This is a genomic window from Streptomyces sp. ISL-96 (assembly GCF_018614035.1).
In the GTDB taxonomy this organism is placed as follows: Bacteria; Actinomycetota; Actinomycetes; order Streptomycetales; family Streptomycetaceae; genus Streptomyces.
The window spans coordinates 30,580-45,290 of record NZ_JAGGPA010000041.1 but is presented as its reverse complement, the minus strand read 5'-3'; the positions used below and the strand labels follow the sequence as shown (position 1 = coordinate 45,290).

Here is a 14,711-nt window from a genome sequence, read left to right as displayed (position 1 = left end):
ACAGAGGAAAGTTACCGGCGGTACGACATAAGGTTCCGGGGTGGACAAAGTCACGGCAGCCCGCGAGTACCGCATGGAGGAGCTGGCCAGAGAGGCCGGCATAACCGTGCGCACCCTGCGCTTCTACCGCGAGCGCAAGCTGCTGCCGCCACCGCGCCGCGAGGGCCGTATCGCCTGGTACGACGACCACCACCTGGCCCGGCTGCGTACGATCGCCGCCCTCCTGGAGCGCGGCCACACCCTGACCGGCATCGCGGACCTCACCGCCACCTTCGAGAGCGGCCGCGACGTCGGCGAGCTCTTCGGCGTCGGCGAGGACGCCGCCCCCGCCACCTGGAGCGAGGAGACCCCGGTCCGGCTCACCCCCGAGGACCTCGCGGACCACTTCGCGGGCGAGGTCACCGCCGAGAACCTGGCCACCGCACTCGACCTCGGCTACCTGGCCACTGACGGCGAGGAGATCGTCCACATCAGCCGCCGCCTGCTCGACGCCTCAGCCGCGCTGGTGCGCGAGGGCGTACCGCTGGCCGCCGTGCTCCAGGCCGGCCGGGAGGTACGGGAGCACACGACGGCCATGGCGGAGATCTTCGCGACGATGGTCCGCTCCCACCTGGACGAGGACACGGCCGGCGCCTCTTTGCAACGCCTGCGCCCGCTCGCCAAGAGCGTCGTCGAGGCGGAACTGTCGATGGCCCTGGACCGCCTGATCAGGTCCGAGAAGGACGCCTAGCCACCGGCCTGCTGCTCGAACACCACCGTCACCGGCGCGTGGTCCGACCAGCGCAGGTCATAACTGGCCGCCCGCTCGACGTACGCCTTGACCGCCCGGTCAGCCAGCCCCGGCGTCGCCACCGCGTAGTCGATGCGCCATCCCGAGTCGTTGTCGAAGGCCTTCCCGCGGTACGACCACCACGTGTACGGGCCTTCCTGGTCCGGGTGCAGTGCGCGCACCACATCGACGTACGCCGCCTCCTCGAACACCCGGGTCAGCCAGGCCCGCTCCTCAGGCAGGAACCCGGAAGACTTCCTGTTCGCCTTCCAGTTCTTCAGATCGGCCTCCTGGTGGGCGATGTTCCAGTCGCCGCACACCAGCACCTCACGCCCGTCGGCCGCCGCGCGCTCCTTCAGCCCCTTCAGGTACGGCAGGAACTCGTCCATGAACCGCACCTTCTCGTCCTGCCGCTCCGTGCCGACCTCACCGGAGGGCAGATACAGACTGGCGACGGTCACACCGGGCAAATCCGCCTCGACGTACCGCCCACTCCCGTCGAACTCGGCACTGCCGAATCCCACCTGCACCCGCTCCGGCGCCCGCCGCGTGTAGAGGGAGACGCCCGCCCGCCCCTTGGCGGCGGCCGGGGCGTGCACGACGTGCCAGCCCTCGGGGTCGCGCACCTCGTCGGGAAGCTGCTGCGGTTCGGCCCGTACCTCCTGGAGGCAGATCACATCGGCGGAGGTCCCGGCCAGCCACGGCACGAAGCCCTTCTTGGCGGCAGCGCGCAGGCCATTTACATTTGCGGAGGTCACAGTGAGCACCCCGGCACAATACAGAGACCGGAAATCGTCCGGTGCCCGACCCTGCATAGAAGTACGCTGACTCGCATGAATATCCGAATATGCTCGTACGACCACCCCGACGCCGTGAAGCTCGAAGCCGAAGTGCAGCAGGAATACATGGAGCGCTACAACGGCGACGGCGACACGACCCCGCTGGACCCCGCCATGTTCCGGCCGCCGGCCGGCCTCTTCCTCATCGCGTACGACGAACAGGACCGCCCCGTCGCCACCGGCGCCTGGCGCGCGCAGGACAAGAACGACGAGGGCTATGCGGACGGCGACGCCGAACTCAAGCGCATGTACGTGATCCCCGCCTGCCGCGGCATCGGCCTGGCCCGCCGCATCCTCGCCGTACTGGAGGACGACGCCCGCGCGGCCGGCCGCATACGGATGGTCCTGGAAACGGGCGCGCAGCAGCCGGAGGCCATCGCCCTCTACACGTCGAGCGGTTACGCCCCGACCGAGAAGTTCGGCCTCTTCCGCGAGTACGACGACAGCCGCTGCTTCGCCAAGCCGCTGACACCGTAACGGACATGGCGCGACATCAACGGAACGCCAAAGAGCCCCAGCCGGATCTCTCCGACTGGGGCTCTGAGCTGCGGTGGACCTGTGGGGATTTGAACCCCAGACCCCCTCGATGCGAACGAGGTGCGCTACCAGACTGCGCCACAGGCCCTTGCAACGAGTGAAACTTTAGCACCTCGATCGGGGTGCTTGGAAATCCGTTCTCCGCAGGTCACTCGTTGGCCGCCCGCGGCCGGTCGCCCTCCTCGTACTGGTCGAAGAGCGGCGTGCGGCCGCGGCCCCGGTCGCGGCGGGCCGGGTTCGCGCGCCGGCCCTGGGGCGGGTCGGTGGCGGGCGGGGATTCGGGGGCGGGCGTCGGCTCGGCGGTGCTGGAGCGGGCCGAGCTCCACGTGCCCGGGTCGCCGAAGTCCACGCCGGCGGTGGCGCGCGGGGCGACCGGAGCGGTGACGTACGTCGGCAGCGGGACCGGGACCGGGTCCCAGCTCTCGCCGCGGGCCGCGCCGCGCTCACGCTCGCGCTGCTGGTCCACCCATTCGGCGTGGTCCGTCTGCTCCACCAGCGCGCGGCGGCCCGCCTCCTGCGGCGAGACCGCGGGCGCCGGTTCGGGTTCCGGGCGTACGACGGGCTCCTCGTCGGGCTCCGCGGAGACCGGCCGGCGGCCCGGGTGCGGGCGGCGCTCGCGCAGCCGCTGCGCCGCCACTTCCGCCCTGCGCCGGTCCATGGTGAAGGCGAAGCGCCGCCGCTCGGTGGCCCGCAGGTGCACGATGTACGTGCTCAGCAGCACGGCGGGCACAGCGGGCGCCCAGAGGAACCGGAGGCCGCCGACCGCCGCGACGATCGCGCCGAGCGTGAAGGCGAGGAAGAGGATCACGGTGGTGCGTCTGCGGCGCGCGAGGACCTTGGAGCGCCGGGCCCGTTCGGCGGCGGCACTGGCGGTGCGCGCCCGCCGTTCCTCCCGTACGTGCTCCCGGGCTTCCTCGCGCGCGTTCTCCCGTACGTCCTGCCGTGCGGCAGGGCGCTCGGCTGCTTGCGTCGGGGGCACGGCGAAGGCCCGGACGTCGACGGAACTCAATCGGTCCGTCACGGCGTCCGGGTCCACGTCGGGCTCCACCTCACCCGCGGCGCGTTCCTGCAGCTCCCTGGCATATCGGCGCTCCATTGCCGCCCGTCCGGACAGCAGCCGGATGGCGGTGCTGAAGCGTTCCGTCGGACGGGCTTCGTTGAGCTCGTCCTGCCTGCGGAGCCACATCGGCACCAAGTAGGCGGCCCAGGCCCCGACGATGACTGCGTAAATCAGGCCGCTGCTGCTCACACCCCACACCGTAGAGGGGTTCGCGCAAGGCCATCGGCCAATTGAGCCGGTGTGTCGCACGATCTGGCTGATAACTCGAACTTTTTTGTTACTGATCGGATCAACAGGCCGGCTTTGCCGATCAACTTCGAACACTTATTTCATTTATGAGATGTGCCCGGTCTCGCCCGGTGCCAGCGGTTCAGCAGCCCCTCCGGGACTTCTTCCGCCGTGAGCGCGTAGACCAGATGGTCACGCCACCCACCGTCAATGTGGAGATATCGGGGACGCAGCCCCTCCTGGCGGAATCCGAGCTTTTCCACGACTCTGCGACTGGGCGTGTTCTCGGGGCGAATACAGACTTCGACGCGATGCAGACCGACCGTACGGAAGCAGTGGTCGACGGCGAGGGCGACCGCCGTCGGCATCACACCGCGGCCCGCCACTTCGCGGTCCACCCAGTAGCCGACATGCCCTGAGCACATCGATCCCCAGGTGATCCCGGCGACCGTCAACTGGCCGACCAGCTCCCCCTTGTACTCGATGACGAAGGGCAGCATCCGGCCCGCGTTCGCCTCGGAGCGCAGGTGGCGGACCATCTGACGGTACGTCGGACGCTGGGCCACCGGGCCGGCCGGCGCGGGCGGCGGGATCGTGGCCTCCCAGGGGCGCAGCCAGTCGCGGTTGCGCCGGTTCACCTCGCGCCAGCTCCGCTGGTCCCGCAGCTTTATCGGGCGGAGGGTGACATCGCCGTCCACCAGCTCGACGGGCCAGGATGAAACGTTCAGCTCTGGCTCCCGGGTAGCGGGGAGCCGGTGCCCGAGCCGGGGTGGTCGCCGCCCCGGATCTGGTCCACGGCGTGCAGCAGGAGGCTCTCCAGGACCGCGAGCCCGTCCCGTACGCCGCCGGTGGAGCCCGGCAGGTTCACGATCAGCGTCCGGCCCGCGACGCCCGCGAGACCACGCGAGAGCGCGGCGGTCGGTACCTTCCCCAGGCCCTCGGCACGGATCGCCTCGGGGATGCCGGGGATGTCGTAGTCCAGGACGCGGCGGGTGGCATCGGGGGTGCGGTCGGTCGGCGAGATGCCGGTGCCGCCCGTGGTCAGGATGACGTCGTACGCGGCGTCGACACCGGCCCGCAGCGCCTGCTCCACCGGGTCGCCGTCGGGGACCACCTGCGGACCGTCGACGTCGAAGCCGAGGCCGCGCAGGCCCTCGGCGAGGATCGGGCCGCCGCGGTCCTCGTAAACACCGGCGGAGGCTCGGTTGGAGGCTGTCACGACCAGGGCGCGGCGCGGCGGCTGCGGTGCCGGCGTGGGCGCAGGCTCGTCCGCCGGCTCGTGGCTGTGGCTGTGGCTGTACACCTCTCCGGCGCGCGGGGCGGGGCTCATGCCCGGCTCCAGTCGCCGGACTTGCCGCCCGTCTTCTCCTCGACCCGTACGTCGGTGATGACGGCGGCCTTGTCGACCGCCTTCACCATGTCGATCACGGTGAGCGCGGCGACCGTGACGGCGGTCAGGGCCTCCATCTCGACGCCCGTACGGTCCGTCGTACGCACGGTCGCGGCGATCTCCACGGCGTCGTCGGCGACCGTGAGGTCGAGCTTCACGCCGGAGAGGGCGAGCGGGTGGCAGAGCGGGATCAGGTCGGGCGTGCGCTTGGCGCCCATGATGCCCGCGATGCGGGCGGTGGCGAGGGCGTCGCCCTTGGGGACTCCCTCGCCGCGCAGCAGCTCGATGACGCGCGGGGCGACAAGGACGCGTCCGGTGGCTCGGGCCGTCCGCGCGGTGACGTCCTTGCCGGAGACGTCGACCATGCGGGCCGCCCCCGCCTCGTCGATGTGCGTGAGCCGTTCGTGCGTACTCATTACGTGTGGCGCTCCCGGTCAGGGCCTGTGAGAGCAGACACGGTACCGTCCCTAACCAGTGTGCATTAGTGAGTCCTGGACCCACTGCTGCGATCTGGGCGCATCCCGAACGGTTTTGAATGCACTGGGTCTCCGCTTCCTCATGCCGTCCGGCGGCGCAGCTCCAGGGGTGCGGTCCGTGGCGGGTGGGCGGTTTCCGTCGCGCCCTCGGGCTTGCGGTCGGGCCTGGACGGTCCGATGCTCCGCGGCATCGCTCTGGTGCCGCGGGGGCGGTGTCGTCCGTCGCCTGATCGGATGTCCGAGGGCGCGTCGCCCGATCGCGGTGCCGGCGGCATCGTGACGGGTCGTCTTACGTTGTGGGGTGGTCAGCGGTTTCTGCCAGTGCTGGCTCCCCCAGCGGGAGGTGTAGGCGGGATCTACCGCGACGATCGCCAGGCCCTGCTCGGCGGCCGTGGAGACGAGCCGGACTTTGAGTTTCGCGGTGGGGAAGCGGGAGATCAACCGCCGAAACCGCTTGTTCCCGCCGTGCTTCTCCCGGGTCTTGCCTTGGGCGAAGTCCAGGTCCTCAATAGCGATGGCCTGGACGCCGACTCGCTTGACCCAATGGAGCAGGCGGGTCAAGGCGTGGCGGATCTGCGCGTCACGGTGATCGGCCGTCCCTGACAGGTCGTAGAAGAAGCGGTGGGGTTCACCTACCGGATTGCCGTGGGTGTCGAGCTGCCAGGCCGCGAGGTGATCGTCATTGGTGTCGACACCGATACAGCCGGAGGACAGCGCAGCATCGAGCGGGATGGCTTGGAGGGGTGGACGCTGCCAGCCCGCGGTCACATACCAGCGGTCGCGGTCGGCGTCGTGATGGATGCGGTACGCAACGGTGCGATTCGCTGTGATGCGGTCGGCCCACTCCTGGCCCCGGTGCTGGAAAGTGACGGCGCTGGCGAGGATGTACCGGCCGTGTCCGGCGTTCGCCAGGTGGGCGAGTGGCGCGGGCAGTTTGATGCTGATCTCGCCGCCTGGGGTGATGCGAATCGTTTCGTTCCCGAACCGCTTGCCCGACTCCCCGTCCGCGGACAAGAACATGCGCTCGGCTTCCCAGCGCTCCCGCCACTGCTCGGCGGTGAGCTTGGCTTTCTCCAGGTGGTGGCGGGTGTTAATCAGGCGCTTGCCCCCACGTACTACGCGTACCCGCCCAGCCCAGGCAGCGGCGGGCGAGCGCCCACTGATCATGTGTGCCCTTGGTGACCGATCCGGCCCACCGCGACGAGGACACCGCCGTCAGACCCCGTTTACGGGCCGCCCATGTGTCACCGTCGTGCTCAAAGCCGTTTGCGCACCGGGCCTTGAGATCGCGGGACGCGAGCGTACCCAGCTGCCCGCCAACCAACCGCAGCACCTTCTCGTCCTCGATGGTCAGGCACTTGAGGCGGTCACGTACCGTCACCCCGGATGGCCCGAGGGCCACAAACGGCGCAACGATGGTGCGCAGCTTCTGCGACTCAGCCACGCTCGGCCGCCTCGATGGCCTTCCTTGCCCGAGTCTTCGCCGCCCCGCGCCCGTACCGGCGCGCGCAGAACGAGGTCAGCACCTCGACCATGTCGCGCACGAGGTCGTCTTCCGCTTCCCCGTCATCCAGCACGACGAGCCGACGGCCGTGGGCGCGCAGTGCCCAACCTCGGACTCGACTCGCACCACCCGATGACCGGCCTTGGCCGCCCACCGCGACAGCCGCGCAACCTGGCGCTCCAGGTCCGCCCTCTGCTCGTGCGAGGACACGCGGGCGTACAGGCCGACACCACCGACCATTGCGGGTGCGGTACGGGCCTCGACGTTCACCAGAATCGTGCGCGGCCCGACCCGCTCAGCCGGAACCGGCAAAGTGCCCTCGCGGAACCAGCGATACGCGGTCTGCGGATGCACACCCTGCGCCTGCGCCCACTCCTTGAGGTTCATGCACCTGAACGTAACAACACTCACCAAAGTGCACTATCACTCACAAGGGTGGACCAAGGAAACCAGCAGCTCCCAGCCCCCACCGGGCCCCGGTCACCCGAGCAGGACCACGTCGATCTCCGTGCCGGGCTCTACCTCGGTGGTGTCCTCCGGGACCGTGATCAGGGCGTTCGCCCGGGCGAGGGCCGCTACCAGGTGGGATCCGGCGCCGCCGACCGGGGTGACGGTGCCGGACTCCTCGTCGTACGTACCGCGCAGGAACTGGCGCTTTCCGGAGGGGGAGGAAAGGGGCTTGTCCGCGGTCAGGGTCGCGCGGACCTTCGGGCGGTGCACGTCCTTCAGGCCCATCAGGGCGCGGATCGCCGGGCGTACGAAGAGCTCGAAAGAGACGTACGACGAGACCGGGTTTCCCGGGAGGGCGAGCAGCGGGGTGTGCTCGGGGCCGATGGAGCCGAAGCCCTGGGGCTTGCCGGGCTGCATGGCGAGCTTGCGGAATTCGACGCCGCTGCCGGGCTGGTCCTCGTCGCCGACGGAGGACAGTGCCTCCTTGACGACGTCGTACGCTCCGACACTCACGCCACCGGTGGTGACGATCATGTCGGCGCGGATCAGCTGGTCCTCGATGGTGGACCGGAGGGTGTCGGCGTCGTCCGTGACGGCGCCGACGCGGTAGGCGATGGCTCCGGCGTCGCGGGCGGCGGCGGTCAGCGTGAAGCTGTTGGAGTCGTAGATCTGGCCGGCCGCCAACTGCTCGCCCGGCTGGACCAGTTCGCTGCCGGTCGACAGGACCACGACGCGGGGGCGGGGCCTGACCTTGACGGTGGCGCGGCCGATGGCGGCGAGCAGTCCGATCTGGGGCGGGCCCACGACCGTACCGGCCTCCAGGGCCAGGTCACCGGCCTGGACGTCGCTGCCGCGCGCGCGGACGTGCGCCCGCGCCTCGACGGGCCGGTGGACGCGGACCTCGCCGGTCGCGCCCTCGGGCGCGTCGCTCGCGGCGCGCATCGTGGCGGCCGGGCCGCCGCCCGTGCCCCCGTCGGTCCACTCGACCGGGACGACGGCCTCGGCGCCGGGCGGCAGCGGGGCGCCGGTCATGATGCGGGCGGCCTCGCCGGGGCCGACGTGCAGCGACTCGCCGCTGCCCGCCGCCACGTCACCGATGACGGTGAGGACGGCGGGGAACTCCTCCGTGGCGCCCGCGACATCGCTCGTACGGACCGCGTAACCGTCCATCGAGCTGTTGTCGAAGGGCGGCAGCGCGATCTGGACCGTGATGTCCTCGACGAGGACACAGCCCTGCGCGTCGGGCAGTTGCAGCTCGATGGGTTCGAGCGGCTTGACCGCGGCGAGGATGTCCTCAAGGTGCTCGTCGACAGACCAGATCGTGCTGCTCAAGGTGCCTGCATCTCCTCGGTCACGTAACTGCGAAGCCAGGTCCGGAACTCCGGCCCCAGGTCTTCACGTTCGCATGCGAGTCTGACAATGGCACGCAGATAGTCGCCCCGGTCGCCGGTGTCATAGCGGCGGCCCTTGAAGACGACGCCGTGCACGGGGCCGCCGGCCTTCCCCGCGGTGTCAGCCGCTGATTCATACGTCTCGGCCAGGTGCTGGAGCGCGTCGGTGAGCTGGATTTCGCCGCCGCGGCCCGGCTCGGTCTTGCGCAGTATGTCGAAAACGGCCGGATCGAGCACATAGCGGCCGATGATCGCGTAGTTGCTGGGCGCGTCGGCCGCGTCGGGCTTCTCGACCAGTCCGGTGACCCGTACGACGTCGCCCTCGGGGGTCGGCTCGACGGCCGCGGATCCGTACAGGTGGATCTGGGCGGGGTCGACCTCCATGAGCGCGATGACGCTGCCGCCGTACTGCGCCTGGATCTCGATCATCCGGGACAGCAGGGGGTCGCGCGGGTCGATGAGGTCGTCACCGAGGAGTACCGCGAAGGGCTGGTCGCCGACGTGCGGCGCGGCGCACAGGACGGCGTGGCCGAGGCCCTTGGGGTCGCCCTGGCGGACGTAGTGCATGGTGGCGAGGTCGCTCGACTCCTGCACCCGGGCGAGGCGTTCGGCGTCGCCCTTGCGGCCGAGGGCCGACTCCAGCTCGTAGTTGCGGTCGAAGTGATCCTCAAGCGGGCGCTTGTTGCGGCCGGTGACCATGAGGACGTCGGAGAGACCCGCGGACACCGCCTCTTCGACCACGTACTGGATAGCCGGCTTGTCGACGACAGGCAGCATCTCTTTTGGAGTGGCCTTTGTCGCCGGCAGGAACCTGGTACCGAGGCCGGCGGCAGGGATGACAGCCTTGCTGATCCCGGGGTGCGACTGAGTCATGGTCAGAACGATATCCGTTGCGTATGGGGGGAAGGTTAGGCTCCGGTCAATAAATTCTCATACGAGCCGTTTTGTGGAGCCGCTGTGGTCTGTGACGAGCCTGACAAGGCCGGGTTGCGAAGAGAACTCCTCGACATGAGATCCCGGTTGACCAGGGATGACGTCGAGAAGGCCGCTGCGGTTCTGGCGCGGGTGGCGCTGGAGCTGCCGGAGCTCGCGGACGCCGGGACAGTCGCCGCATACGTCTCCATCGGGAGTGAGCCCGGCACCCGGGCGCTGCTGGACGCGCTGCGCGCGCGGGGCGTGCGGGTGCTGCTTCCGGTGCTGCTCGCGGACAACGATCTGGACTGGGCCGAGTACGAGGGTGCGGAGCAGCTCGTACGCGCGCGGCTGGGGCTCCTGGAGCCGGGGGGCGCGCGGCTCGGCGTACAGGCTGTGCTGGAGGCCGACGCGGTGCTGCTGCCGGGGCTGGCGGTGGACGGGCGCGGGATGCGGCTCGGGCGTGGCGGCGGATCGTACGACCGGGTGCTCGCCCGGCTGGAGGCGGCGGGCGCGCGGCCCCACCTGGTGGTGCTCCTGTACGACGAAGAGGTGGTCGCGCGGGTCCCGAGGGAACCGCACGACCACCCCGTGAGCGCCGTGGTGACGCCGGGCGGTGTCAGGCGTTTCAAGCCTTTTACGGCCTGAGTACCAGTTTGTCGGTGGTGCTCTTCTCGACCGCCTGGTCGCTGAACGGCCAGTCCAGCAGCTCGCCCTTCGCCCACTTGTCGGTCTGGTCGGTGTAGTGCGAGCTGTACGCGTGGCCCGACGCGCCGGTGAGGTTGATCCAGCGGGACTTGTCGAGGTCGTTGAGGTTGACGACCATGCGCATGGACGGCACCCAGATGACCTCGTAGCCGCCCGCCGCGTTCCAGCCGGTGGCGTTGACGGCCGCCTCGCCGCCGCCCAGGTTCCACGGACCGCGGTTGAGGAGCGACTGGACGACTCCGGGGCCGCTCGTACCGAGGGTCTGGTTCTTCAGGTTCAGCTGGTGCAGGCGGCCCCAGCTCCAGGAGTCGATGTCCTTGCCGAGCTTGGCGGTCAGCTCCCAGCGGGCGTCCTTCAGCGCGCGGGCGAGCAGCTCGTCACGGGTGTCGGTCGGCCCGTCCAGGCGGTTCTTCGGCGCCTGCCACCACTCGTTCTTCTCGTCGCCCAGCATCTTGCGGACGACCTCGTACCAGCGGTCGCCGCCGTCCGGCTGCGCCGAGTCCTTGGCGCGCTGGCCGCATTCGCGTACCCGCTCGTCGAGGTCGTCGACCGGGCCCGTGGCGTCGGCGGGGCGGACGCTGAGGCACTGTCCCTTGGCCCGCAGCTCCTTGGGCAGCTTGTTGCCGAAGGCCAGTTTGAGGACGTTGCGCCAGACCGCGTTGAAGTACGCGGCGGCGGCCGAGTCCGGCTCCTGGGTGTAGTCCCAGCCTTCGAGCAGCTTCTGCGTCTCGCGGACGTTCGGGTCGGCCACGTCGATCTTCAGCAGGTGGGGGGTGAGCAGCTTGGCGATCTCGCTGCTGTTGTCCATCTGCATGGTGCGCATGTCGTCGGTGGAGATCTTGCCGCCGTCGGCGATCTTCGACTCGATGAGGTCGTTGATGCGCTGGCTGCGGGCGCCGTAGCCCCAGTCCTCGGTGAGGAGGTAGGGGTACTTCTTCTTGTCGATCACGGCCTGGTTGGCGGTGACGATGTAGCCGCGCTCCGGGTCGTACTCGTACGGCAGCTCCGCCTGCGGGATGAAGCTCTTCCAGCGGTAGCGGGAGTCCCAGCCGGCGGCGGGCGTGGTGCCGTCGCCCGCGTTACGGACCGGGATGCGGCCGGGGGCCTGGTAGCCGATGTGGCCCTTGGTGTCGGCGTAGATGAGGTTCTGGGAGGGGACCTCGAAGTGGGCGGCGGCGGCGCGGAAGGTCTTGAAGTCCGTGGCCCGGTTGAGCTCGAACACGGCGTCCATGGACTTGCCGGGCATCAGGGCGGTCCACTTGAGGGAGATCCCGTAGCCGGCGCCGCGGTCGGGCGCGGCGTTGGTGACCGGGGCCTTCTCGCCGACCTTCCCGAGCTCGTCGTTGCGGTCGGAGACCAGCGGGCCGTTGTTGGTGGAGCGGACCGTGATGGTCTTCGGCTTGCCGCCGGCGACCTTGATGGTCTCCTCGCGGGTGGTGAAGGGCTTCGTACGGCCGTCGTAGAGGTAGCCGTCGCCCGAGATCTTCTGCAGGTAGAGGTCGGTGACGTCGGCGCCGAGGTTGGTGAAGCCCCAGGCGATGTCCTGGTTGTGGCCGATTATCACGCCGGGCATGCCGGAGAAGGTGTAGCCGGCGGTGTCGTACTGGCAGGTCTTGGAGAGGCTGCGGCAGTGCAGTCCCATCTGGTACCAGAGCGACGGCAACTGGGGCGCGAGGTGCGGGTCGTTGGCGAGCAGCGGCTTCTTGGTCGTCGTGTACTTGCCGGAGACGACCCAGGAGTTGGAGCCGATGCCGCTGCCGTTCGGGCCGAAGAGTGCGGGGATCCCGTCGAGGGCGTCGGAGATGCCGGAGAGCTGGGACTGGAGGCCCTGGGTGGCGTCGGCGGCGCCGGTGCCCACGCCCGTGCCGGTGCCTGTGCCGGATGCGGTGCCGGTGCCGGTTCCCGTGCCAGTGCCCGTGCCCGTGTCCGAAGTGCCTGACGCCTTCGGGTCGTACTTCTTCGTCGTCTCGTCGATCCCGCCCTCCTCGACGACCGGCTTGTTCCGGTCGTACGGGTAGGACGGGTAGAGGTCCTTGATCTGCTTCGCGCTCAGCCTGCTCGTCATCAGCGAACGGTCGATCTCGCTCTTCATGTTGCCGCGCAGGTCCCAGGCCATGGCCTTGAGCCACGCAACCGAGTCGACGGGCGTCCACTTCTCGGGCTTGTAGTCGTTCACGAAGCCCAGAGCGGCGTACTCGACGGAGATGTCCTTGCCGTCGCGGCCCGCGAGGTAGGAGTTGACGCCGGCCGCGTACGCCTGGAGGTTCTTCTTCGTCTCCGGCGACAGCTTGGTGTCGTACTCCTGCTGCGCGACCTGGCGCCAGCCGAGCGTGCGCAGGAACGCGTCGGTGTCGACCTGGTCCGCGCCGAACATCTCCGAGAGCCGGCCCGACGTCATGTGACGGCGGACGTCCATCTCGTAGAAGCGGTCCTGCGCCTGGACGAAGCCCTGGGCTCGGAAGAGGTCTTCGTCGGTGTCCGCGTAGATCTGCGGAATGCCGTAATTGTCGCGCTTGACGTCGACGAGGCCCGAGAGCCCGTCGATCTCGATCGACCCTGTGGTCTGCGGGAAGGAGGCGCGCACCGCGCTGATGCTCCAGTACGTGCCGTAGCCGACACCCGCGACGAGGGCCAACACCAGCACGATCACGATCAGGCGGGCGCGACGCCCCTTCTTCTTCTTGCCGGAAGAGGCGGTGGTGTTGGCGGGCATCGCTGTCCTTCGAGGGGCAGGGTGGTCCTTGAGTGCTGGAGCAACCATAGGCGCAGCGCTCCGGCGGCCTGGACGCGGTGCCTCCAACAGCGATCGTACGGACGATCTAGCGGCGTCAAGGAAACGTTAAAGATTAGGTAAGGTAACGAAGTACCGGCCGCTGGAGGAACGATCCGGCAGGCGTGCGAGGGAAGGAACGGCCCGCTGACTGTCCACCAGCTCAATGAACTCCTGCTCATCTGCTCGCTCGTTCTGCTCATCGCCGTCGCGGCGGTACGCATCTCGTCCCGGAGCGGGCTCCCCAGCCTGCTGCTGTACCTCGGGATCGGGATCGCCATAGGGCAGGACGGCATCTTCGAGGTCAAGTTCGACAACGCCGAACTGACACAGGTGATCGGCTATGCCGCACTCGTGGTGATCCTGGCCGAGGGCGGCCTGGGCACGAAGTGGAAGGAGATCAAACCCGCGTTGCCCGCCGCGGTCGTCCTGTCGACCGTCGGCGTCGCGGTGAGCGTGGGCGTTACAGCGGCCGGTGCGCACTATCTGGTGGGGCTGGACTGGCGGCAGTCTCTGATCGTCGGCGCGGTCGTCTCGTCGACGGACGCCGCCGCGGTCTTCTCCGTACTGCGCAAGGTGCCACTGCCGTCGCGCATAACGGGCGTACTGGAGGCGGAGTCGGGCTTCAACGACGCTCCTGTCGTGATCCTGGTGGTCGCCTTCTCGACGGTCGGCCCGGTGGACGACTGGTACGTCCTGCTCGGCACGATCGTCCTGGAACTGGCGATCGGCGCGAGCATCGGTCTCGCGATGGGCTGGCTCGGGGCGTACGCCCTGCGCCATGTGGCGCTTCCCGCGTCCGGTCTCTATCCGATCGCGGTCATGGCCATCGCCGTATCGGCGTACGCCGCCGGGGCCATCGCGCACGGCAGTGGCTTCCTCGCCGTCTATCTGGCCGCGATGGTGCTGGGCAACTCGAAGCTGCCGCACTGGCCGGCCACGCGCGGGTTCGCGGACGGGCTCGGCTGGATCGCGCAGATCGGCATGTTCGTCCTGCTCGGGCTGCTGGTGACGCCGCACGAGCTGCTGGCCGACTTCTGGCCGGCGGTGATGGTGGGACTGATCCTCACCATGATCGCGCGGCCCCTGTCGGTGCTGATCAGCCTGGTGCCGTTCCGTATCCCGTGGCAGGAGCAGGCCCTGATGTCGTGGGCCGGGCTGCGCGGCGCGGTGCCCATCATCCTGGCGACCATCCCCCTGGTGTCGGAGATCGAGGGCAGCGACCGGATCTTCAACATCGTCTTCGTCCTCGTCGTCGTCTACACCCTCGCCCAGGGGCCGACGCTGCCCTGGCTGGCGAAGTGGCTGCGGCTCGGCGACGACCCCTCCGAGGCCGCCGACCTGGGCATCGAGTCGGCGCCGCTGGAGCGGCTGCGCGGGCACCTGCTGTCGGTCGCGATCCCCGAGAAGTCGAGGATGCACGGCGTGGAGGTGGCCGAGCTGCGGCTGCCGCACGGGGCGGCGGTCACCCTGGTCGTACGGGAGGGGACGAGCTTCGTGCCACTGCCTACGACCGTGCTGCGGCGCGGCGACGAGCTGCTCGTGGTGGCGACCGATCCGGTACGGGACGCCGCCGAGCGGCGGCTGCGGGCCGTCGGGCAGGGCGGCAAGCTCGCCGGGTGGCTGGGAACGAGCGTCAACGGCTCCCACCGATCACGTTGATCACAGGTGGTGTGA

At 69.5% G+C, this 14,711-nt stretch carries 12 protein-coding genes, 1 tRNA gene and 2 pseudogenes; 4 read left to right on the top strand and 11 right to left on the bottom strand.

The window, feature by feature from the left end; genetic code table 11:
• Positions 1-73 precede the first annotated feature (73 nt).
• The gene (locus J7E96_RS25060; RefSeq protein ID WP_215134257.1) at positions 74-730 is read left to right on the top strand and encodes a MerR family transcriptional regulator; all 657 of its coding nucleotides are present in this window, start codon (positions 74-76) and stop codon (positions 728-730) included.
• Here J7E96_RS25060 and J7E96_RS25055 read toward each other — a convergent pair.
• Entirely contained in the window at positions 727-1,536 is an 810-nt protein-coding gene (locus J7E96_RS25055; protein ID WP_215134045.1) for an exodeoxyribonuclease III, read from the bottom strand. The two genes, J7E96_RS25060 and J7E96_RS25055, sit on opposite strands and share 4 nt — an antisense overlap.
• A gap of 66 nt (positions 1,537-1,602) precedes the next feature.
• On the opposite strand from J7E96_RS25055, the gene J7E96_RS25050 reads away from it, so the two are divergent.
• A complete protein-coding gene (locus J7E96_RS25050) occupies positions 1,603-2,085 on the top strand; it encodes a GNAT family N-acetyltransferase (RefSeq protein WP_215134043.1) in 483 nt (160 codons plus the stop codon).
• 74 nt (positions 2,086-2,159) lie between these two features.
• On the opposite strand, the gene J7E96_RS25045 is transcribed toward J7E96_RS25050, so the two are convergent.
• The 9 genes and pseudogenes from J7E96_RS25045 to galU form a co-directional block, all read right to left on the bottom strand.
• Positions 2,160-2,233: transfer RNA gene (locus tag J7E96_RS25045), tRNA-Ala, on the bottom strand.
• Between the two features lie 60 nt (positions 2,234-2,293).
• Positions 2,294-3,394 carry a gephyrin-like molybdotransferase receptor GlpR gene (gene glpR, locus J7E96_RS25040; RefSeq protein ID WP_215134041.1) on the bottom strand — a complete coding sequence of 367 codons (1,101 nt, stop codon included), beginning with the start codon at positions 3,392-3,394 and terminating at the stop codon, positions 2,294-2,296.
• Positions 3,395-3,534: 140 nt separating this feature from the next.
• On the bottom strand, positions 3,535-4,161 hold the full coding sequence (locus J7E96_RS25035; protein ID WP_215134255.1) for a GNAT family N-acetyltransferase: 627 nt from the start codon (positions 4,159-4,161) through the stop codon (positions 3,535-3,537).
• The gene (locus tag J7E96_RS25030) at positions 4,158-4,763 is read right to left on the bottom strand and encodes a molybdenum cofactor biosynthesis protein B (RefSeq protein ID WP_215134039.1); all 606 of its coding nucleotides are present in this window, start codon (positions 4,761-4,763) and stop codon (positions 4,158-4,160) included. Before J7E96_RS25030 ends, J7E96_RS25035 begins: the two co-directional genes overlap by 4 nt.
• Positions 4,760-5,239, bottom strand: coding sequence for a cyclic pyranopterin monophosphate synthase MoaC (gene moaC, locus J7E96_RS25025; RefSeq protein WP_215134037.1), 480 nt, complete (start codon positions 5,237-5,239; stop codon positions 4,760-4,762). Before moaC ends, J7E96_RS25030 begins: the two co-directional genes overlap by 4 nt.
• 51 nt (positions 5,240-5,290) lie before the next feature.
• Positions 5,291-6,743: pseudogene (locus J7E96_RS25020) on the bottom strand (transposase).
• A pseudogene (locus J7E96_RS25015) lies at positions 6,736-7,190 on the bottom strand (recombinase family protein). The pseudogenes J7E96_RS25020 and J7E96_RS25015 overlap by 8 nt, the downstream one beginning before the upstream one ends.
• Positions 7,191-7,283: 93 nt before the next feature.
• Positions 7,284-8,585, bottom strand: coding sequence for a gephyrin-like molybdotransferase Glp (glp, locus tag J7E96_RS25010; RefSeq protein WP_215134035.1), 1,302 nt, complete (start codon positions 8,583-8,585; stop codon positions 7,284-7,286).
• Entirely contained in the window at positions 8,582-9,517 is a 936-nt protein-coding gene (gene galU / locus J7E96_RS25005) for a UTP--glucose-1-phosphate uridylyltransferase GalU (protein WP_215134033.1), read from the bottom strand. Before galU ends, glp begins: the two co-directional genes overlap by 4 nt.
• Before the next feature lie 135 nt (positions 9,518-9,652).
• Here galU and J7E96_RS25000 point away from each other — a divergent pair, with 135 nt between their 5' ends.
• The gene (locus tag J7E96_RS25000) at positions 9,653-10,204 is read left to right on the top strand and encodes a 5-formyltetrahydrofolate cyclo-ligase (protein WP_215134031.1); all 552 of its coding nucleotides are present in this window, start codon (positions 9,653-9,655) and stop codon (positions 10,202-10,204) included.
• Here the strand turns inward: J7E96_RS25000 and J7E96_RS24995 are convergent.
• The gene (locus tag J7E96_RS24995; RefSeq protein ID WP_215134029.1) at positions 10,194-12,977 is read right to left on the bottom strand and encodes a penicillin acylase family protein; all 2,784 of its coding nucleotides are present in this window, start codon (positions 12,975-12,977) and stop codon (positions 10,194-10,196) included. The genes J7E96_RS25000 and J7E96_RS24995 overlap by 11 nt on opposite strands.
• Positions 12,978-13,181: 204 nt before the next feature.
• Between J7E96_RS24995 and J7E96_RS24990 the strand changes: the two genes are divergently transcribed.
• Positions 13,182-14,696: a potassium/proton antiporter gene (locus J7E96_RS24990; RefSeq protein ID WP_251070404.1), complete on the top strand. Its 1,515-nt coding sequence runs from the start codon at positions 13,182-13,184 to the stop codon at positions 14,694-14,696.
• The last annotated feature ends 15 nt before the right edge of the window (positions 14,697-14,711 follow it).